Below are 18,181 nucleotides of genomic sequence, written 5' to 3' on the forward strand. Positions count from 1 at the left end.
AACAAGGCGCCGTCGCGGGTCCGCGGCGGCGCCTTTGCGTTGACGGCGATCGATCCGGTCGCGTCAGTTCATCTTGGCCTTGCGGGCATCGGCGATGACCTGCTCGAACTCGGTCATGCTGAGCACGCCCGGTACGCGGTACTTGCCAACGATGAAGGAGGGGGTACCGCTGAAGCCGAAGGCTTCGGCCTGCTCGTTGTTGCGCTTGAGGACGGCGTCGATGTCCTTGGCGCGGTCGGTGAGATCGCGCTTCAAGCGGTCCATGTCGACGCCGGCGGCCGCGAGTAGCTCGTTGATGCGCGGCTCCGTCAGGCGCGAGCTGACACCCATCATGGCGTCATGCGCCTGATGGTATTTGTCCTGGAATTTCGCCGCGAGCGCGATCCGCGCCGCGGTGACCGAGACCGGCCCGAGGATCGGCCAATCCTTCATCACCAGCCTCACCTTGCCGTCGTCCTGGACGACCTGGCGCAGCTCCGGCTCCAGCTTGCGGCAATAGGGACAATTGTAGTCGGACCATTCGATAATGCTGATGTTGCCGTCGGGATTACCGGCAACGGGAACATCGGGGTCGCGCAGCACCTTGGCTTCGGTCAGCACCTCGTCATCGGCGGCGGCCGCGCGCGCAGAGGTGATCCGACCTGCCGCAAGGGCACCCGCCCCGATCAGCGTCAGCGCCGCACGCCGCGTCGCCACGAGGCCCTTGTTCCTGAATCCAGCCATATCTCGTCCCGTTTCGGTCCCATCGCTGCAAATACGGTTCGCGACCGGGACCTGTTACGCGTCATATAGAGCGTTGCGGGCGCGATGTCATCGCCGTGCTATGCGCGGATCGCCGCCGGCGCCGGCGAAGCCGCCGCGCGGGGCAGCATCGCCATCAGAGACCCGGTCATGGTGGCGATCAGCGTGGTGTTGCCCTCATGCTCGGCAAAGGCCCTCGCCTCGCAGAAGGTCAACGTGCGACCGGGCTTGACCACCTCGGCCTTGAAGACGAAGCGGGCGCCGCGAGCGGGTGCCAGCAGCGTGGTCTTGAACTCGACGGTCAGGATGTCGGCCTCGCGCGGCATCAGGGTGAAGGCGGCGACGCCGCAGGCATTGTCGAGGCCTGCCGTGATGATGCCGGCATGGACAAATCCGTTCTGCTGCGTGAAGGCCGCCGAATGCAGCATGGCCAATTCGACCTCGCCGGGCGCGAGGCGGACGATCACGATGCCGAGCGTGCGCATCGCCGGCTGGCCGTCGAACATGGCAATGGCGGCAGCGCGATAGCCCGGATTTTTCGGCTCGAACGTGGCCATGGCTCAGGCCCCGGCCGGCTCGGCAAGATGCTGCAGAGCGACCGCGCGGATTGCATCCGTGAACGGCGCCGACTTCCGCTGGCTGCGGTCCATGTGCACGCCGGTGATGTCGCAGAACGCGGCGATCTCGCCGGTCTCGGCATTGGTCATGTCATGCCGGAAACGGATCGACCTGTCGCGGACCTCCAGCAAATGGCTGCGGATCTCGACGATGTCGCCGGCAAGCAGCTCCCGCCTGTAGGTGATGTTCTGCTGCACGGCGGCCATGCCGCGGCCGGAAGAGCGCAGATAGCTCGGCGTCAGCCCGAGGCGGGCGAACAGATTCCAGTTTGCCTCGTCGAATTTGCCGACATACCACATGATGTTCATGTGGCCGACATGATCGCACTGCCACGGATAGACCGTGCCGCGATAGGTCGCCTCCTGCATCGCCATTCCTCCTGCCGTTTTTCCACCCTCTGATCATTGATACGGTAGCGTATCAGCGCCTCCGCGCGTTAGCAATACGGTACCGTATCAAGAACCGGTGAGGCTTTCTTCATGAGCGACGGCAAGGGCGATGTCTGGGTCGAGGCCGGGTTTACCGAGCTCGCCCGCTCGGGGGTCGAGGGTGTCAGGGTCGAGGTGCTCGCCAAGAATCTCGGCGTCACCAAGGGCGGCTTCTACCGCCGCTTCGCCGACCGTGCCGCGCTGCTCGATGCCATGCTGGAACGCTGGCGCGAGGGACGTGCGGCGTCAATCGCGCAGCAGACAAGCCTCGATGGGCAAGAGCCCCGCGAGCGGCTGAAGGCGGTGATCCAGCTCTATTCCGAGCGGCTTAATCCGGAGGGCATGGCGATCGAGCTCGCGATCCGGCAATGGGCCCGCTCGGACGAAAACGCCGCCGCGGCGGTCGCGAGCGTGGACGCGGCGCGGCTCAAGCACGTCGCCGAGCTCTATCGCGCGACCGGCCTCGAGGCCGAGGCGGCCGAGGCGCAGGCCTTCCTGTTCTATTGCTTCATCTTCGGCCAGAGTTTGCTGTTCGTCGAGCGCGGTCCGCGCAAGCGCTCGCAGCTGGTGGCGAAGTCGGCCGAGAAGCTGTTGGGCTAATGGCCGGAGCTTTGCTCCGGCCATCGCATCATGTCGAAGCTCAGGCGGCGCCCTTCAGCTTCTTGTTGCACTCGCTGTAATAGCCGCCGCCCTTCTCGATCCACTTCATGCCGCCATTGCCGTTGGTGGTCTTGTTGGCGTTGTACTGGTCGACGCAGGTGTGGAGGCGGGCCTTGCCGGCGGTCTCCTTGGCGTATTTCGGGTCGACCGCATTCGGATAGATCGCGGGTCCGGCCGGCAGGGTTGGCGCGGCAGCGGGGGCCGCCTCCTTCTTCGCCTGCTTCGGCTCGGCGGGAGCGGCGGGCGCAGCCGGAGCAGCGGCGGTCGGCGCAGCGGCAGGCGTCGCATCCGCACCGCACTGGGCCTTGCGGAAGTCATTCCACTTCGTGGCGCCAAGCGAGCCGTCCTTCTTGGCGGCCTGGTATTTCGCGCTGCACTCCTGCGAGGTCAGCGCCTGCGCCGGCGCGCTCGCGATCAGCGCCGCAAAGCCCGTCAACGCCACTGCACACAGCAATTTCGATTGAATGGTCATCCTTGGTCCTCCTCCTTGGTCTTCCCCGACGGAAGCGAAACGAGGATTGCTATCCTAGCGTGCCGCTCAGCCGCGACAAGGAAGCGATGGCTCCTGCCGCCAAAATATAGTGATCCCCCCGGCTCGGATTATTCATGTCGCGTTCAGCAAGGCGAGCCGACGTTCCCAACCCTCCGCAATCTCGCAAGAGTGCACCACCATGACCTTCACGTCTCGCCTCGCCATCGTCGCCCTGACCTCCCTGCTCGCCACCGGCACCGCCTTCGCGCAGACCGCCGCGCCGGCTGCCAAGACCGACGCCAAGACCACAACTGCCGCCGCCCCCGCCGACAAGAAGGCGTCGAAGGAGCGCTCGGCGGAGTCGCTCGAATGCTCCAAGCAAGCGGACGCCAAGGCGCTGAAGGGCAAGGAGCGCAAAAAATTTCGCCGTGAGTGCATGAAGGAAGCGAAGGCCGGCACCGCCGCCCCCGCCGCCGCCGACAAGAAGTAAATCCGTCACACTACGGTTCGCGAGCGTCCGTGAGAGGCGCGCGCATTGCGGCATGACGAGGCTGCAATTGTGTGCCTCTCGCTGATTTGCGATAAGGTGGTGTGAAGCAAATCACCGCCTCCCTGCCGTTCGAATGGCCAAGCCGTGCCAAGATCTTGAGCACGGTGGAGACGCTCGTCATCGGCACCGCCGGCGGCCTCGTGTTTCTGGTCGCCGGACTTCCCGGGGGACTGATCTCGGGCTCGATGATCGCGGTCGGGATCGCCGCGATCGCCGGCCGCCAGCTGGCACTGCCGCCGATCCTGACCCAGACCGTGCTGGTGCTGCTCGGCATTTCACTGGGCTCGGTCGTCTCGCGCCATCTGCTGCAACAGGTCAGCGCCTATCCCCTCACCATCGGGCTGCTTGCGCTCGCCACCTTCTGCTCGACCTTCGGCTCGAGCTATTACCTCCAGCGCATCCATGGCTGGGACCGCACCTCGGCCTTTCTCGCCGGCAGCCCAGGGGCGCTGTCGCAGATCACGATCCTGGCGGTCGAGCGCGGCGCCGACCTGCCCGGCATCGCGGTGGTGCAGACCATGCGCGTCATCATCCTCACCGCGGCGCTGCCGATGGTGCTCGCGTTCGCGGGCGTGGCACCCTCCGTCGCGCCGTCGCTGACGACGACGATCGCCTCGCCGCTCGAGCTCGTGGAGCTGGTCGCGGCCTCGCTGGCCGCGGCGCTGCTGCTGCGGCTGATCAAGTTTCCGGCGAGCTGGATGTTCGGCGCGATGATCGCCTCCAGCGTGCTGCATGGCGCAGGCTGGGTCGAGGGCGGCCTGCCGAACTGGGTGCGCGGCGTGGCGCTGATCGGCATCGGCGCGCTGATCGGCAGCCGTTTCGCGCGGATGCGGATCAAGACACTCGCCGGCCACATCCATGCGGCGCTGGGCTCGTTTGCCGTGGCTATCGCCGTCTCCGCCATCTTCGTCGGCGTCGTCGCGCTCACCACGCAGGTGAAATTATCGGATGTCGTCGTCGCCTTCGCGCCGGGCGCGATGGACGCGATGCTGGCGCTCGCGCTCACCCTGCACATCGACCCGATCTTCGTCGGCGCCCATCATTTGTCGCGCTTCGTCTTCGTGACGATCGCGACCCCGGGCATCGTGCACCTGTTCGGCCGCACGCAGGACGATGTGGATGATTGAGCGGACACGGCTCCCGTAGGGTGGGCAAAGCGCAGCGTGCCCACCAACAACTGGCGTGAATGTTGATGAATGGTGGGCACGGCGCGCAAAGAGCGCGCCTTTGCCCACCCTACGGCAGCTACGCGCGCTTCGTCGTCTTCGCAAATCCCCACGCCGCGATCGCGGCCATCAGCAGCGAGATCAGCACGTTGTAGCCGGCGAGCGAGAGGCCGAGGAAGCGCCACTGCACCTCGTCGCAGCGCACCACCTTCACGGTATCGAGCTTGGACAGCAGATCGGCGGCATTGCCGAGATTGATGACGGGACCAGAGCAATCGGTCGGGCCCTTCCAGAAACCCCATTCGACGCCGGAGTGGTAGGTGCCGAGGCCGGCATTGGCGAGTGTCGCCAGCGCGAGGATCGCAAGGCCCGCGAGCAGCAGCGGGCGCGGCGCCCCGCTCCGCGCCGCAAGCGCCGTGAGCACACCGACCGGGATCGCGAGATAATAGGCGTAGCGCTGCTCCAGGCACAGCGGACAGGGCAGGATCTCCAGCACGAGCTGGAAGAACCAGGCGCCGGCGATGGTCGCGGCGGCAATCAGCGTGACGAGCACCGAGGCGGTCAGCGCGGGACCGGTCGCAGCCGGCCTGAATGCAGGTATTGCGGCACTCTGGGTCGTCACGGCAGCCTCTCTCGGATGGGTCGCTTTCTTAAGCCTCTAACCCCGGCCCAGGCGGCTGTCGAGAACGGCCGGGATCACTTTGGCGCGGGTTGACCCTGCCCAGTCCATGGCTATAGTCCGCCCGCTTTGCGAGGCCCTTTTCCAGGGGCCGACCGGGAGCCCCTGTGGCGGAATTGGTAGACGCGCTCGACTCAAAATCGAGTTCCGCAAGGAGTGCTGGTTCGATTCCGGCCAGGGGCACCACGCTTCGCCCTTTCGGGCTTCGCGTGGCGCAGCCACGCCGAACCGAAAGGGCGAAGCGTGTCCGGCGAAGCCTCTTGGCGAAGACGGACTGCCTGAATCTTCCCCTCCCCTTCCAATCGTCACATCCCACCTGTATAAACCGGTAGCTTCTTCTGTAACTCGAAGGAGCTCACATGAACGACCTGCATACGTGGCTTTCGCAACAGCACCACGGCCTGCGCACCTTCCGGACATTTCAGCAAAAGCTCGAGACGCTCGGCCGGGACGATCCCGCCCAGCGCGGTCTTTGCCGCCTGTTGAGCGGCCTCGTCGGCAGCTATGTCGAGGCCTTTGACGAGGCCCCGCTGCCGGTCGAAATCGCCGACGGCGCCTATCACCGCCTGCTGACGCTGGTGGCCAGCATCGACCTGAACGCCGACGCCGACCGCCGGCTCGCCGACATCAACCGCGTGGCGGAGAGTGAGCTCTGGCGGTGAGAGGCGGCACGCCGTCGCCATCGCGCCGGCGTGATCACGGGAGACGCGTGTAGGTCGTGTTCATCGTGTAGTCCTTGCTCGGACCCGATACGACATGACGGACGACGAACGTTCCATCCGGCCGAAACTTGTAGGCCGACTGATAGTCGTCGTGCTTGCAAAGATGGCGCGCACGTCCGCTCAGCTCTCCTCCGGAAGATGCGGACAGTGAAATCTCGTGAAACAGCCGCGGCTGATCCTCCTTGAAGAAGACCTTGAATCCTCCGTCGCTGTTGCTGAAGACGTATTCGCGTTCGGCTTCCACCGTGGTGCCGTTAGCGAGCTTCAGATATCCCTGCTCGCGATAAGCCAGCCGCCCCCCGTCCAGGGGCGTGAAGGTCGCGATACCCTGCATCGTAGCCTGGCCTTCGATGACACGGTTGAAGGACCACGAGCCGATCAGGCTTCTCGTGACGTCCGAGGCGCCACCCCAGCCGTCGATCATCGCTTCATTCATATCTTCCGACCTGCGCAATTAACCAGCCGGTCCAGCCTCACGGGACCCGCAGCCGGGAGTTCGACTTCGGCGAGCCGATATCTATATCCTATCGCAGCGAAATGGTGATGCAGTGAGCAGCTTCGATGGCCAGGAGACGCACGACGGAAGCGGACGCCGACGACCTCCCCCGCTATTTCGTCTGGGTCCGGGGCCTCGAAGGCCCCGAGCCGCAGAAATGGACGGCGATGGATTTCGGCATCGGCGACTGGAAGCGGCCGCAGGTGCTGGCCTTTCTGGAGCTGCCGGAAGGCGAACGGCACCTGCCGCTGTCGGCGCTGGCGCGGCGCTATCCGCCGCCGCGGGTTGAAATCCCGTAGCCTCGCGGTTGCGCGAATCCCGCTGGCGCGCGCCGTGGCAATGGCAAGTAGAGACTGAAACACCGGCCTCTCCCCGCTCGCCGGGTTATCCGCGACCATTATCCCGCGGCGCTTCACTGCCGCGTGGCGACGCGATCTCGCTTGCTACCTCAACGGGATTATGCACAGAATGCACCTGTTTTTCATAACGCAACCATTGATTGAAATCGTGGAGTGCTGAACGGCGCCGGCCTGAAGTGCTTCACCGTCGATTGCCAGAGGGGCGGCCCCATGACCCACCATGAAGGCGCGCAGAACAGCGATTCTGCCAGATCCAAGCACACCCATGACGATGCTAGCGCGGGCGGGAGGACTGCCGCCACCCTGTCGAAGCGCAAGCTCGTGCTGTTCGCCGACGGCACGGGTAACGCGTTCACCGCCCAGGAATCCAGCGTCTGGCGTCTCTATGAAGCGCTCGACCACACCCAGCCCGACCAGATCGCGCATTACATCAAGGGCGTCGGCACCGCCGGCTGGGCGCCGCTCGCGGCCATCGACGGCGCCACCGGCATCGGCGTTCCCTCCAATGTCCGCAAGCTCTACCGCTTCCTGTGCTGGAACTGGCGCGAGGGCGACGAGATCTACATCTTCGGCTTCAGCCGCGGCGCCTTCACCGCGCGCACACTGGCGGCGCTGATCGCGAGCCAGGGGTTGGTGCCGGCGGAGATCGACAAGGTTGCGGTGTCGCATGCGGAAATGCAGCGCAACACGATGGCTGCCTGGCGCGAGTATCGCAAGAAGTCGGTGGGCTATTGCAGCCTGCCGACAATCTGGATCGTCCGCTGGATCCGCGACATCCTGATCTATCTCTATCACCTCGTCCTTGGCCATCGCTCCTATGCCAAGGTCCGCGAAGCGATGGACGGCCGCAAGCACGTCGAGATCGAATTCCTCGGACTGTTCGACACAGTCGAGGCGTTCGGCGTCCCGGTCGAGGAGCTCCGCCTCGCGATCGACTGGGCAATCTGGCCGATCTCCTTCCGTAACCACCGCCTATCGAAGACGGCCAAGCACGCCTGTCATGCACTGGCGCTAGACGACGAACGCACCACTTTTCACCCGCTGCGGATCGACCAAAGCGATCTTCCCGCGGGTCAAGTCGTCAAGGAGGTATGGTTCGCGGGCGTTCATTCCGACATCGGGGGCGGCTATCCAGAATCCACCCTGTCCTTCGTGCCGCTGGTTTGGATGGTCGAGCAACTCGGCAACCAGCTCCGCTTCCAAGATGGGACGATCGATCGCTTCCGCGAATACCAGTCGGCAATCGGCCCGATGCACGACTCACGCGGCGGCGCCGCGGTGCTGTACCGCTACGGCCCGCGACCGATTGGAGACCGGATCGAAGATGGCGGATCGCCGGTGGTGCACTTCGCCGTCGTCGAACGCATGCTGCACGGATGTGACAATTACGCGCCGCTGATGCTTCCGGCGAATGCCAGGGTCCTGCTGCCGACCGGGGAGGTACTGCCGCTCACCAAGGACGAGACACGCAAGGCCATGAGATCCGCCTACGCGGAAAGGACCGGCGATCCGCAAAAGGCGGCCGAGGCCGACGCATTCACGGAGATGAGTCCGCCCGATGCCGAGATGGCCAGGCAGGTGCTCGACACCGTATGGTGGCGCCGCGTGGCCTATTTCTCACTGGTCATCGCGCTTGGCATATTGGTGTCATGGCCCTGGATCGCGCGCACGGTGGTGGGGTCGTCCAAGGAGCACGGCCTCGAAGATACCACGCTGCTCAAATGGATCACGGCGTTCGACAACGGCACGGGCACGGTCGTCAAGCCGCTCGCCGACCTGCTCGGGAGCGTCCTGCCGTCCTATGCGGCGCCATGGGTTGCCATCGCTCTCTATTATCCCTTCCTCACCACGGTTCTTGTCGTTGTCATCCTCATCGCCTGGAACAGGAACGCGGCCCTGCGCGACAGCATTCAGGAGCGCGCGCGGCTAGCTTGGTACCGGCCCGACCGGAAGGCCTCCAGACGCCGGGTGAGCAAGTCAGGCTGGCTACTCGCAATTGGACGCTGGATGCGACTGCACGCGTGGCCGGTGCGCATGGCATTCACCAACGTCCTGCTGCCGGGCATTTTCCTCGTCGCCATTTTTGGTTCCGCGCTGCTGCTGGTGTCCCGCAGCTATCTCGACTGGAGCGAAGGCACCGGCGACATTTGCGTCAGCAGCAAATCTGCACGCGCGGTCGGTGACGTGTCGGTGACGGCCCGCGACGGCGAGTTGTTCGACGTCAGCGATTTTTGCTGGGCGAGCAGGCTCGCGGTCGAGAAGGGGCGCAAATATCGCGTCTGGATTCAAATGGCCGATCCCTGGTTCGACCGCACCATCATGACCGGCCTGAACGGCTTCAAGACCCCGCCGGATCTGACCCATCGCTCGGCGGTGCCGATCCTGCGGCTCTACGGCGCAGACTGGTTCCAGCCGATCGTGCGGGTCGGCGCCAAGGGATCGAACAATCTGCCGCTGCTTGCCGTCAACACTATCCCGGCCGACGAGTTGCCGCGTCGGGTCAACGCGACCGTGCCGGCGTATGAGGACAACTCCAAGGACAATTACCCCATCCATGTCGAGGACTCCGCGGAGTTCAGGAAACCGGACAGCGAGTTGAGGCGAGTCTGGCGTCCATTCGGAGATTTCGAGCCGATCCCCCCTGAAGCGCTGCCCGCAGCACGTGCCCTATGGCGCAGTCAGGGATTGTCCGATCTGCTCGTTGCCGAGTTCGTGGCGCCCGAGGCGGGCGAGCTGTTCTTCTACGTCAACGACGCCGTCCAGCTCTTCCCGCAAGTCGTACCGTTGCGGTATACGCCGCGGTGGCTCGTTCCCCTGCAGGGGCCACGCGTCCAGTTCTACAACAACAACAGCGGTACGGCGACGATCCGGGTCCAGCGCCTGCCAGCCCCGCCACCGACGAACTAGCCGCGACCGTCGTCGCAGCCAGTCGCGTCGAACACCGCCTTGCCGCCCCCATGATTATGGGTGTCGCGGCGTCCGCGCCGCGGCTAAACTTGGCCTCGCGCCGCGGGGGACACGCGGTGCGGGACGACGAACATGAGCGAACAGGGCGAGACGGGTGAGGCCATCACCATCCTCCTCGTCGAGGACGACGCGCCGACCTGCTGGCGGCTCCAGGATGCGCCGGTCAAGGCCGGCTACAAGGTGCGCAGCGCAGCCACGCTCGGCGAGGCGCGCCAGACCCTGAACGGCGGCGCGCCGCGCGTGCTGCTGACCGATCTGCGGCTGCCCGACGGCCATGGCATCGAGCTGATCCGCGAGACCCGGCAGCGCTTTCCCGACACCGAGATCATGGTGATCTCGGCGCTCGGCGACGAGGAGAGCGTGATCTCGGCGATCGCCGTCGGCGCCACCGGCTATCTCCTGAAGGACGCCTTCCCGACCGACATCGCCACCACCGTGCGCGATCTGGTCGCCGGCCATTCGCCGATCTCGGCCTCGATCGCCCGTTTCATCGTACGCAGAACGCAAGGCGCCGCGCCGAGTTCGGCCGAGCCGCCGCGGGGGCCCGTGCTCAACACCGCGCGACTCACGCCGCGCGAGATCGATATCCTCTGGGGCATCGCAAAGGGTTTCAGCTACGCCGAGATCGCGAGCCATCTCGGCCTGTCCAGACAGACCGTGCCCGGCCACATCAAGAACATCTATCGCAAGCTCGAAGTGCACACGCGCAGTGAAGCGGTGTTCGAGGCGGTGCAGCAGGGCCTGATCAAGCTGTGAGCGAGATTGCGGCGAGGGCCCCCGCGCGACCGCGGCGCCGGCTGATCGCGGCGCGCCTGGTGCCTTATCTGCTGCTCCAGGTCTTGATCGTGATCGTCACCATCCTGGGGCTGCGGCTGCTCCAGCCCAGCGACCCCGACGATTTCGCAGTGAGCGGATTTTCGCTGCGGGAGGACGGCGCGAGCCGTCCCGTGGCGCTGCCCCATTTCACGTCGTCGCGCTATTCGCTGTCGGATCCTCCGCTCTACACCGGCACCTTCACTTTCAGAAACGGCGATGCCGGATGGTCCGTATTCCTGCCGCGCTTCAGCAACGCGGTGGAGGTCGCCGTCAACGGCGTCGTCGTGCTCGACTCCCGCCGCGATGCCAACGCCAACCGGCCAGACCGCAACACGCCGCAGATCGCGCTCATCCCCGCCTCGCTGCTGCATGACGGCGACAACGAGATCGCGCTGCGGCTGTTCGTCTGGGGACCGCTGAAGGGCTTTCTCGATACCGTCTATGTCGGGCCGGATGCTGCCCTGCGTCCGTCCTACGAGACTCGCACATTGCTGTTCGTCACGCTGCCCGTGGTGTTCTCCGCCTGGCAATCGATCCTCGCCGTCATCCTCGCTATCATGTGGCTGATGCGGCGCCGCGAGCCGGTCTATGGCGTGCTGGCGGTGGCGATGGTGCTCGGCGTGGTGCAGGCGTTCGTGCCGCCGCCGGTGCCGCCGGCCACGACATCGCGGCTGGCCGCCGTGCTGCTGGCGTCGGCGCCGACGGAAAGCGCGCTGATCGTCGTCTTCGCCCTGCTGTTCTTTGGTTGGCACTGGCCGCGCTATGGCGCGCTGCTGTTCGTGCCGGGCATCGTGGTGTTCGCGGTCGGACTGGTGGGCGGCCCGCCGCTGCCGCGCATTCTCTTCCTGGTCCTTGGCATTCCCATGGTCGGCGTCTGTCTGTTGCTGATGGCCAGCATCACGGCGACACAAGTGGTGCGGAGGCAGGACGCCGCAAGCTTCACGCTTGGCTGCGCAGTGACCATCGTGCTGACCTGCTGGGTCCACGACATGCTGTCGGTGTTCGAGATCATGACCAACGAGCGCATCTTTGTCTCGCGCCTGTCCTATTCGGCGATGCTGGTCGCGATCGGCGCCGGGCTGACCTGGCGCTTCGCCCGCGCCCTGAACCAGGTCGACAGTTTTGCCAGCCAGCTCGTGACGCGCGTGCGCGAGGCGGAGGAGCGGCTGAAGGCGAGCTTTGCGCGCGAGGAGGAGCGCGCGCGGGCCGCCGCACTCGCCAACGAGCGCACGCGGCTGATGCGCGACCTGCATGACGGCCTCGGCGGCCAGCTCGTCAGCATCGTCGCGCTTTCCGAGCGTGGACACGAGAGCTCAGGCATCACGGACGCTGCGCGCGCCGCGTTGAAGGATCTGCGCCTCGTCATCGATTCCATGGACGACATCGGCGGCGACCTGATGCTAGCGCTCGGCTCCTGGCGCGAGCGCGCGACGGCACAATTGCGGCCGCACGACGTCGCCCTCGGATGGCACGTGGCGACGCCACAGGGCCTGCCGCTGCATCCTGAACTGCGGCCATGGCACGTCATCCAGATCGTGCGCATCCTCGACGAGGCCGTGACCAACGCGGTCAAGCATGCGCAGGCGCGCCATATCGTTGTGACCATCGAGACGCTCGACGATGGCCAAGAGAGCGGCCAAGGATCGCGTGGCATGATCAGCGTCGCCGACGACGGCAAGGGCTTTGCCCTGTCCGGCAACGGCGAAGCCGGCAATGCGGGCCAGACCGCGCGGGGTCTGCGCAACATGCGAAGCCGCGCCGCGCGCTGCGGCGCGTTGCTGGATCTGGCCTCGGATGCCTCGGGCACGCGCGTACGGCTGCAACTGCCGAAAACCTTTCCCGATAGCGACGCCGCCGCCACGGGCTGAAAAGCCCCCTCCCCGAGCGTGTGGGACGCACGGAGAGAGGGAACGGGCCGGATGATCGTCATGCGGAGGACGGGGGGTTCGTCCGCAAGCCATCCTTTCGCCCGAAGCGATGCAATCAACTCAATCAAACGAGATCGTCAGCGCACGCCGACGCGATTGACCGGGCCGCCGCGATTCATCGGCGTTCCCGCACGAACGCCGACGCCGGGCGCGCCGACTCCGGGCGTCGCCACCGCGACCGCGGCGGCCGGCGCGACCACCACCGCCCCGGTCGGCCGCACCACGCAGCCCTTCGGCACGCCGACCGTCTTGCAATAGACCAGCGCCTGCGCCGGGCTCGTGCCCAGCGACACCATCGCCGCGCCCGCGAGCATCATGACCGTCAGCCCGGCGCTCAGCGCTCCCACTTTTTTCGACATCTTGCTCTCCTGCTTCCCGTTCGGCGCCCCGATGCAATCACCGGGTTTCGCAGCCGACGTGCAGCCTGAATGGCAAAAGACGGCGCGCGGATACATGCCATGAAGATGGGGGTGCGCCGAGCGAGCCGATGCCATGAACATGGCATGGACCGGCAACGGGCCTTCGCGAGATGGTCCGGCTCACCCGATCCCAGCGGGACCCGTCACAATCCCAAAGAGGTGCTTCATGAAGACTTCAGTTCTTGCCGCGCTGCTGCTCGCTGCCGCCATCCTGCCCGCCGCTGCGCAATCCGGTCCGACGCCGCAGGAGCAGATGGCCTGCCGCAGCGACGCCGGCAAATACTGCGCCGAACATATCGGCAAGCCGCCGCAGATGAATGCCTGCCTGCGCGAGAACAAGACAAAGCTCTCGGATGCTTGCCGCAAGGTGGTGGAGTCGCACGGCAGGTGATCTTCTTCCCCCCCTGTCCTGTGGGAGAAGGTGCCTTGCCAATGGCAAGGCGGATGAGAGTTGCTTCGACGCACCAAGAGCAGAGACGCTCTGCCGCGAGCCACCCTCTCCCGCGAAGAAGGGAGAGGGACAGCAGCTAGTTCGTCAGGCCATAGACATCGATGCGGCCGTCATAAGTCGGGCGATAGATGCGGCCTTTCCAGACGATCGGACGGTTGAACTTGGGATGCATGAAGGCGTGCTCCGGCCCCCAGTCCTCGCTGTCCCAGATCACCTGGAGCCGCTTGGAGCCATCCGGATTGGTGGCGAAATTCTGCGCGTCATAGACCAGGAAGCGGCCCGGACTGAGAATCATGTTGCTGTCCTGATAGGGCACCATCGCCACGATGATGCCATCGGTGCCGTTGTTGGCGGCAAGCGTGATGCCCCAGCCGGGCATGCCGCCCGGCGGACGCGGCGATTGCGGCGAAGCGATCTCGTTGCCCCCGGCGAGATAGGTCGTTCTCCCGTCGGCCGCAATCGACCAGGCCCGCAAGGCGCTGTTCTCGCCGCCGACGAAATGCATGGTGCCGTGGGTGGCGGACTGGAACAGCAGCGGCGTGCCATGCAGATGCCGCGTCGCGCCGCCGGGAAACAGGTTCAGCTCCGTCGGTGACGCCGGCGCCGGCGGCACGGCGGGATCGAAATATGTGTACAGGATCGGCGGCATGAGAAGCCTATTGTAATTCGCCGCGAAATGGCCGGCCGCAAGTTCGCCCGGCTGGGTCTTGCCGAGCGCATTGGCATTGCCGGTGTAGAGGATGCCGTCCTTGCCCGCGGCCAGAATGGCATGGGCGGAGGCGACATAGACCGGACCGCCGGAGCCGAAATCCTGGTCGCCCCACATCGACTCGTTCATCGCCTCCATGTGATGCGCCACGACCGGCGCGATCTGCGCATCGGTTGCACTGCGACCCGAGGTGACCGCGACATGCGGCATCTCGCGCGCATACCGCGGCTTCAGTGGCATTCCCATGCGCCTTGCATGCGCGATCACGGAGGGCAGGTAAACGTTCGACGGCAACGCCGGTTCGTCATTGTCGTCATCGTCGGCTGCTGCGTCCGCGGCCGCGCCGACCCGGTTGGCGTCGGTCCATGGCGCCCACCACGACATGACCTCGAAATGCGCATTGTTTCCTGTGTGCAAGGCGAGCCGCACGATGCTCTCGCCGAAGTCGCCATGCTGCGGCGAGAACGCTCCATTGCCGGTGATGACGTAGATTGAACCGTCAGGAGCGAGGGCCGGGCCGGCCCCGCTCTGCCACAGCCCGCCGCCGGAGCCGGTGACGGTGGAGCACCACGACGCTGCGAGCCGCCAGGCATGGACGTCGACCGCGAGCAGCCAGCCGCGCGCCGTCTTCGACGTCTCGGCGATCGTGCCGAAGGGAATCAGCACGTGGTTCCGCGTCAGCGTCAGGGCGCTGCGCTGCTTGCGTTGGGCCGAGACGAATTTCTGCACCGGCAGGCCGTTCGGCGGCGTGTAGACCGCGCCCTCCAGGTTCAGCAGCCCGTGAACCTTCGAGCCGTCGCGGATCCGCAGCGCCGCGAGGAAATGCTGCCCCTTGGCCACGCTGCCGTCGTCGCTGATCCAGGCGCAGGCATACAGAATGCCCGCCCCCTCGTCGATCACCGGGGTCGAGAGAATGCCCCAATGGACGTTGGTCATGTGGCCGTCGATGGCCCTCGTTCCGACGATGGGACGTCCGAGGTTGGTCGCCCAGATCTTCTCGCCGGTCACAGCGTCGAATGCATAGACCCAATTGCCCATGCTGGCCTGGAAGATCAGGTCGCGGGTCTTGCCGTCGGCTGTGTGCACGCCGCCGACCGCCAGCGGCTGCGCCTCGAGCCTGGGATCGTCGGGGATCGGAAGGCTGAAGAGTTTGACGATGCCCCTGGTGCGGACGGCGGTCGCCGTCAGCACCGTCTCGGAATTGTTCGTACCGGTACGGGCACGGTCGTAGCTGCGGGTCGTGACGGAGGCCACCATGGTCAGGCTCTGTAGGCGAGGAGGCTTCCGGCCGCAATCAGGCAAGCCGCTGCAAGCGGTCGTACGTCGCGCGAGCCTGCGCGCCAACCGCTCGACACGACGGCTCCGCAGACAAAGCCGAGCCCGGCCATGATCGCGCTCGACAGTGCGGCAACGGCCGGCGCATCAGGCGTGCGCGACACGAGATTGTCGATCGCCAGCAGCGGTGGCAGCACATAGAACCAGCCCGGCGCATTCAAGAGACGTTGCGCGATGGGGTGGCGCACCACCAGCGATGCGCCGCAAGCGATCAACAGGATCGCTGCGAGCCCGCCCGCGATCGGCATCGTGACGCCGAGCGCGGAACCCAGCGCATCGCAAGCGCCGAACATCAGAATGAGCGGCAGCACATGCCGTTGCGGAACGATGAATGCGAGTGCAAAGGCAACGATGAGACTGTCCGCGGACGTCCACAACAGATGTATCGACATGGAAACCTCTAAAAGGTTTGCAATGCGAGATGAGTGAGGTCAGTCGAGAAGGCCGCCCCGCCGTCCGCCTTCGAGGACAATTGCAGCGCGGTGAAGCCGCGATTCCGCGCATGTCGCGCGAGAAAGTGGAGCAGCCAGGCAATGCCGGCTCTATCAACCGGCGCCGGCACGGTGACGCCTTCGCGGTACGGCGCGAAGAAGCGATCCCAAGCTGACAGCGCTACGCCCATGACGCGGCCTTTGGCTAGCCACGCCAATCATGCATTGAACGGAGATCGTCTGGAAGTTGAAATTCGAGGCAAGCGCGTCCGCAGAACGAACCGTCGCTCACGATCGCGTGCGCGACGGCGAGGATGGGCGCTAATCGTCGTCAGGCCCGAACAGCCTGATCTGCGGCACGCCGCTACGCGGCCGGCTCGTGACATCACGCGCATCGGAATCTTCGCGGATGTTGCGCGCGACGTCATCCCAATCGGTGCGGTCGCGCATGCCGCGCGGCTCGCGGGGGTCGTAGTGCCGGCGCTCGGCCCAGCGCTCGCGGCGCTCCATGCGGCGCCGTTCGGACGCGGCGCGCTTCACGTCGGAATCCCTGGCCTTGGCATAGGCATTGTCGGGTGAGGATGGCGGCTCTGTCGATGCCTGCCGCTCGGCAGGCTTTGCGACTTGCGGAGGCGATGCCGGTGCCGGCTTGGGCGGCTCGGCCGCGGCCGCCTGGGAAGGCTGTGGCGCTGGCGGCTCGGTGTTCGCTTGACTTGCCTGCGTGTCGGGCTTTGCGGATTTGGCTTCAGCCTGTGCCGGCGCGGCGACCATGGCGCCGAAGGCTTGCGAGCCGGTGAGGTATTGCAAGCGCTCGGAAGGCGCGTCCGTCGTCGCGGGTTTGACCGCTTCAGCGCGCTGCGCCATCTTGCTCGTGTCCGGCCCCTGCTTGGTCGCGACCGGATTCATGATATTGCCGGCGACGATGCCGCCACCGAGACCAATGGCGATGGCGGCAACGATCGTTCCGGCACCGACGAAATAAGCTGTCGAGGCGCGCATTGATCCACTCCCTCTTTGGAGCGGGCAACGTTTGTCGATTGCCGGATGTTCCCGATGGGGGGCGCAGTTCCCGGAGGAACTTGCGCGTCAAATCTGCTGCGCGACTTTTTCAAGCCCGATGATGCGGGCGAGCTTGCGCACTTCTTCCTTCTGATCCTCGCGCAGCTGGAACAGCAGCGGCATTGCGGCCGACTTCAACTGCTGGACCTCGTCGCAGTTCGGATCGATCGGCACACCCGGCGCGTTCGGATTGGAGAGCTTGTTCGCGGAGATCTTGCGGACGACATTGCGCAGCGCGGTCTCGACCGAGGGCCAGTAATATTCCTGCGACGACGACAGTTTCAGGCGATCCCTGATGCCCGCGATCTGCACGTCGGACAGCAGCGAATAGCTTTTCTGCGGCTGCGGCTTGGCGGCGACCTTGGGCTTGGCCGGAGCTTCGACGGGAGCCTCTGCGGCGGCAGGTGCTTCATGCACGCTCGCCTTGGGCATCGGGAAATCGGCGGGCGTCGCGGCGGCAAAAGCCTGGCGCAGCGGCTCGGTCAGCACCGGCGCCTGCGAAAGCTTGTCGGCCGGGACCTGGACCGGATCGATCGCGGCCGAGGCCAGTGCCAGAGTCGGGACCAGACGGTCGGCCTTGGCGGCGCGATTTGTCGAAAGCTGCTTGGGCGGCGGGGCCTGCGTGATCATCTCCGCGCTGACGCTGGGCACGCTGTCACGGCCGAGGATGGCGGTGGTGGCGGCGCCCAGGACGAGGAAACAGGTCAGCACAACGATGGTGATGGCTTTGGACAAACGTCTCTCCAGGCCCAGCTTCAAGTCCACGTGAGCAGTGCCCGGAAACTGGGCGGTAAATAAGGCCGAACGGTGCCATCGTAACGGCAATCGCGCGGACTACAGCGACATGCCCTGAAATTTCAAGGAAATCAGGCAGCTAGCGCGAGGTCGTAGGCATCCTGGATGTCGGCGACGATCTCCGAGGCCTCCCAGACCGCGCGCGGCTCGACCGATTGCAGCGTCACCGTCCAATTGCCGCCCCGGCGGGTGCGCGGGACGCTGAGGATGTCGAAGCGCACGTTGCGGCACAGCGGATGACGGGCCAGAGCATGGGCCACGCGGACCCGGATTTCGTCCAGCGTCGCGGCTGTCTTGCTATTGAGAAAATCGAAGTCCATCGCCTGTCCCTCTCGGTCCTGATTGGCGGCCGTGAGGGGATTCTTGGCGGGCGTTGGTTA

Annotated in this window: 22 protein-coding genes and 1 tRNA gene; 10 read left to right on the forward strand and 13 right to left on the reverse strand. The window is 65.7% G+C overall.

Annotated elements, in window-relative coordinates; genetic code table 11:
* Positions 1-63 precede the first annotated feature (63 nt).
* From AC5ZFO_RS03775 to AC5ZFO_RS03785, 3 genes are all read right to left on the reverse strand, one after another.
* Complete coding sequence (locus AC5ZFO_RS03775; RefSeq protein ID WP_028147336.1) at positions 64-723, reverse strand: DsbA family protein; 660 nt, start codon at positions 721-723, stop codon at positions 64-66.
* 98 nt (positions 724-821) lie between these two features.
* Positions 822-1,298, reverse strand: a complete 477-nt coding sequence (locus tag AC5ZFO_RS03780) for a PaaI family thioesterase (protein ID WP_282519826.1) — start codon at positions 1,296-1,298, stop codon at positions 822-824.
* A gap of 3 nt (positions 1,299-1,301) precedes the next feature.
* Positions 1,302-1,733 carry an acyl-CoA thioesterase gene (locus AC5ZFO_RS03785; protein ID WP_282519825.1) on the reverse strand — a complete coding sequence of 144 codons (432 nt, stop codon included), beginning with the start codon at positions 1,731-1,733 and terminating at the stop codon, positions 1,302-1,304.
* Between the two features lie 105 nt (positions 1,734-1,838).
* On the opposite strand from AC5ZFO_RS03785, the gene AC5ZFO_RS03790 reads away from it, so the two are divergent.
* The gene (locus AC5ZFO_RS03790) at positions 1,839-2,387 is read left to right on the forward strand and encodes a TetR/AcrR family transcriptional regulator (protein WP_282519824.1); all 549 of its coding nucleotides are present in this window, start codon (positions 1,839-1,841) and stop codon (positions 2,385-2,387) included.
* A gap of 40 nt (positions 2,388-2,427) precedes the next feature.
* Here the strand turns inward: AC5ZFO_RS03790 and AC5ZFO_RS03795 are convergent, their stop codons facing one another.
* Entirely contained in the window at positions 2,428-2,919 is a 492-nt protein-coding gene (locus AC5ZFO_RS03795) for a hypothetical protein (protein WP_282519823.1), read from the reverse strand.
* A gap of 199 nt (positions 2,920-3,118) precedes the next feature.
* Here AC5ZFO_RS03795 and AC5ZFO_RS03800 point away from each other — a divergent pair, with 199 nt between their 5' ends.
* The gene (locus AC5ZFO_RS03800) at positions 3,119-3,409 is read left to right on the forward strand and encodes a PsiF family protein (protein ID WP_028159200.1); all 291 of its coding nucleotides are present in this window, start codon (positions 3,119-3,121) and stop codon (positions 3,407-3,409) included.
* A gap of 101 nt (positions 3,410-3,510) precedes the next feature.
* Positions 3,511-4,596 carry an AbrB family transcriptional regulator gene (locus AC5ZFO_RS03805; protein ID WP_282519821.1) on the forward strand — a complete coding sequence of 362 codons (1,086 nt, stop codon included), beginning with the start codon at positions 3,511-3,513 and terminating at the stop codon, positions 4,594-4,596.
* 118 nt (positions 4,597-4,714) lie between these two features.
* Here the strand turns inward: AC5ZFO_RS03805 and AC5ZFO_RS03810 are convergent, their stop codons facing one another.
* On the reverse strand, positions 4,715-5,257 hold the full coding sequence (locus tag AC5ZFO_RS03810) for a disulfide bond formation protein B (RefSeq protein ID WP_282519820.1): 543 nt from the start codon (positions 5,255-5,257) through the stop codon (positions 4,715-4,717).
* A gap of 158 nt (positions 5,258-5,415) precedes the next feature.
* Between AC5ZFO_RS03810 and AC5ZFO_RS03815 the strand changes: the two genes are divergently transcribed.
* A tRNA-Leu gene (locus AC5ZFO_RS03815) sits at positions 5,416-5,500 on the forward strand.
* A 173-nt stretch (positions 5,501-5,673) separates the two neighbouring features.
* Positions 5,674-5,976, forward strand: coding sequence for a hypothetical protein (locus tag AC5ZFO_RS03820; protein ID WP_282519819.1), 303 nt, complete (start codon positions 5,674-5,676; stop codon positions 5,974-5,976).
* Positions 5,977-6,010: 34 nt separating this feature from the next.
* Here the strand turns inward: AC5ZFO_RS03820 and AC5ZFO_RS03825 are convergent, their stop codons facing one another.
* Complete coding sequence (locus AC5ZFO_RS03825) at positions 6,011-6,472, reverse strand: DUF6314 family protein (RefSeq protein ID WP_282519818.1); 462 nt, start codon at positions 6,470-6,472, stop codon at positions 6,011-6,013.
* 125 nt (positions 6,473-6,597) lie between these two features.
* On the opposite strand from AC5ZFO_RS03825, the gene AC5ZFO_RS03830 reads away from it, so the two are divergent.
* From AC5ZFO_RS03830 to AC5ZFO_RS03845, 4 genes are all read left to right on the forward strand, one after another.
* Complete coding sequence (locus tag AC5ZFO_RS03830) at positions 6,598-6,831, forward strand: hypothetical protein (RefSeq protein WP_028147346.1); 234 nt, start codon at positions 6,598-6,600, stop codon at positions 6,829-6,831.
* Between the two features lie 270 nt (positions 6,832-7,101).
* A complete protein-coding gene (locus tag AC5ZFO_RS03835; protein ID WP_496121418.1) occupies positions 7,102-9,798 on the forward strand; it encodes a T6SS phospholipase effector Tle1-like catalytic domain-containing protein in 2,697 nt (898 codons plus the stop codon).
* Between the two features lie 132 nt (positions 9,799-9,930).
* The gene (locus AC5ZFO_RS03840; protein WP_282519816.1) at positions 9,931-10,614 is read left to right on the forward strand and encodes a response regulator transcription factor; all 684 of its coding nucleotides are present in this window, start codon (positions 9,931-9,933) and stop codon (positions 10,612-10,614) included.
* Positions 10,611-12,542, forward strand: coding sequence for a sensor histidine kinase (locus AC5ZFO_RS03845; RefSeq protein ID WP_282519815.1), 1,932 nt, complete (start codon positions 10,611-10,613; stop codon positions 12,540-12,542). The genes AC5ZFO_RS03840 and AC5ZFO_RS03845 overlap by 4 nt, the downstream gene beginning before the upstream one ends.
* A 137-nt stretch (positions 12,543-12,679) precedes the next feature.
* Here the strand turns inward: AC5ZFO_RS03845 and AC5ZFO_RS03850 are convergent, their stop codons facing one another.
* Complete coding sequence (locus AC5ZFO_RS03850) at positions 12,680-12,961, reverse strand: hypothetical protein (protein ID WP_282519814.1); 282 nt, start codon at positions 12,959-12,961, stop codon at positions 12,680-12,682.
* A 226-nt stretch (positions 12,962-13,187) separates the two neighbouring features.
* Here AC5ZFO_RS03850 and AC5ZFO_RS03855 point away from each other — a divergent pair, with 226 nt between their 5' ends.
* A complete protein-coding gene (locus tag AC5ZFO_RS03855) occupies positions 13,188-13,412 on the forward strand; it encodes a cysteine rich repeat-containing protein (RefSeq protein ID WP_282519813.1) in 225 nt (74 codons plus the stop codon).
* A 136-nt stretch (positions 13,413-13,548) separates the two neighbouring features.
* Here AC5ZFO_RS03855 and AC5ZFO_RS03860 read toward each other — a convergent pair whose 3' ends face one another.
* The 6 genes from AC5ZFO_RS03860 to AC5ZFO_RS03885 form a co-directional block, all read right to left on the reverse strand.
* On the reverse strand, positions 13,549-15,438 hold the full coding sequence (locus AC5ZFO_RS03860) for a PQQ-binding-like beta-propeller repeat protein (RefSeq protein ID WP_282519812.1): 1,890 nt from the start codon (positions 15,436-15,438) through the stop codon (positions 13,549-13,551).
* Between the two features lie 2 nt (positions 15,439-15,440).
* The gene (locus AC5ZFO_RS03865) at positions 15,441-15,908 is read right to left on the reverse strand and encodes a hypothetical protein (protein ID WP_282519811.1); all 468 of its coding nucleotides are present in this window, start codon (positions 15,906-15,908) and stop codon (positions 15,441-15,443) included.
* Between the two features lie 8 nt (positions 15,909-15,916).
* On the reverse strand, positions 15,917-16,138 hold the full coding sequence (locus AC5ZFO_RS03870) for a hypothetical protein (RefSeq protein WP_282519810.1): 222 nt from the start codon (positions 16,136-16,138) through the stop codon (positions 15,917-15,919).
* Between the two features lie 130 nt (positions 16,139-16,268).
* Positions 16,269-16,946 carry a hypothetical protein gene (locus tag AC5ZFO_RS03875; RefSeq protein WP_282519809.1) on the reverse strand — a complete coding sequence of 226 codons (678 nt, stop codon included), beginning with the start codon at positions 16,944-16,946 and terminating at the stop codon, positions 16,269-16,271.
* A gap of 87 nt (positions 16,947-17,033) precedes the next feature.
* Positions 17,034-17,741, reverse strand: coding sequence for a hypothetical protein (locus tag AC5ZFO_RS03880; protein ID WP_063986734.1), 708 nt, complete (start codon positions 17,739-17,741; stop codon positions 17,034-17,036).
* Between the two features lie 131 nt (positions 17,742-17,872).
* On the reverse strand, positions 17,873-18,121 hold the full coding sequence (locus tag AC5ZFO_RS03885) for a hypothetical protein (protein ID WP_028147356.1): 249 nt from the start codon (positions 18,119-18,121) through the stop codon (positions 17,873-17,875).
* Positions 18,122-18,181 lie beyond the last annotated feature (60 nt).

The sequence above is a fragment of the Bradyrhizobium sp. Unk1 genome, from assembly GCF_059512345.1.

Excerpts from the sequence above, each read along its gene's own strand:
- AC5ZFO_RS03780 (WP_282519826.1), bottom strand. The coding sequence starts at position 1,298 with ATGGCCACGTTCGAGCCGAAAAATCCGGGCTATCGCGCTGCCGCCATT.
- AC5ZFO_RS03850 (WP_282519814.1), bottom strand. The coding sequence starts at position 12,961 with ATGTCGAAAAAAGTGGGAGCGCTGAGCGCCGGGCTGACGGTCATGATG.
- AC5ZFO_RS03865 (WP_282519811.1), bottom strand. The coding sequence starts at position 15,908 with ATGTCGATACATCTGTTGTGGACGTCCGCGGACAGTCTCATCGTTGCC.
- AC5ZFO_RS03775 (WP_028147336.1), bottom strand. The coding sequence starts at position 723 with ATGGCTGGATTCAGGAACAAGGGCCTCGTGGCGACGCGGCGTGCGGCG.
- AC5ZFO_RS03870 (WP_282519810.1), bottom strand. The coding sequence starts at position 16,138 with ATGGGCGTAGCGCTGTCAGCTTGGGATCGCTTCTTCGCGCCGTACCGC.
- AC5ZFO_RS03790 (WP_282519824.1), top strand. The coding sequence starts at position 1,839 with ATGAGCGACGGCAAGGGCGATGTCTGGGTCGAGGCCGGGTTTACCGAG.
- AC5ZFO_RS03785 (WP_282519825.1), bottom strand. The coding sequence starts at position 1,733 with ATGGCGATGCAGGAGGCGACCTATCGCGGCACGGTCTATCCGTGGCAG.
- AC5ZFO_RS03885 (WP_028147356.1), bottom strand. The coding sequence starts at position 18,121 with ATGGACTTCGATTTTCTCAATAGCAAGACAGCCGCGACGCTGGACGAA.
- AC5ZFO_RS03800 (WP_028159200.1), top strand. The coding sequence starts at position 3,119 with ATGACCTTCACGTCTCGCCTCGCCATCGTCGCCCTGACCTCCCTGCTC.
- AC5ZFO_RS03875 (WP_282519809.1), bottom strand. The coding sequence starts at position 16,946 with ATGCGCGCCTCGACAGCTTATTTCGTCGGTGCCGGAACGATCGTTGCC.
- AC5ZFO_RS03820 (WP_282519819.1), top strand. The coding sequence starts at position 5,674 with ATGAACGACCTGCATACGTGGCTTTCGCAACAGCACCACGGCCTGCGC.
- AC5ZFO_RS03830 (WP_028147346.1), top strand. The coding sequence starts at position 6,598 with ATGGCCAGGAGACGCACGACGGAAGCGGACGCCGACGACCTCCCCCGC.
- AC5ZFO_RS03840 (WP_282519816.1), top strand. The coding sequence starts at position 9,931 with ATGAGCGAACAGGGCGAGACGGGTGAGGCCATCACCATCCTCCTCGTC.
- AC5ZFO_RS03835 (WP_496121418.1), top strand. The coding sequence starts at position 7,102 with ATGACCCACCATGAAGGCGCGCAGAACAGCGATTCTGCCAGATCCAAG.
- AC5ZFO_RS03795 (WP_282519823.1), bottom strand. The coding sequence starts at position 2,919 with ATGACCATTCAATCGAAATTGCTGTGTGCAGTGGCGTTGACGGGCTTT.
- AC5ZFO_RS03825 (WP_282519818.1), bottom strand. The coding sequence starts at position 6,472 with ATGAATGAAGCGATGATCGACGGCTGGGGTGGCGCCTCGGACGTCACG.
- AC5ZFO_RS03855 (WP_282519813.1), top strand. The coding sequence starts at position 13,188 with ATGAAGACTTCAGTTCTTGCCGCGCTGCTGCTCGCTGCCGCCATCCTG.
- AC5ZFO_RS03860 (WP_282519812.1), bottom strand. The coding sequence starts at position 15,438 with ATGGTGGCCTCCGTCACGACCCGCAGCTACGACCGTGCCCGTACCGGT.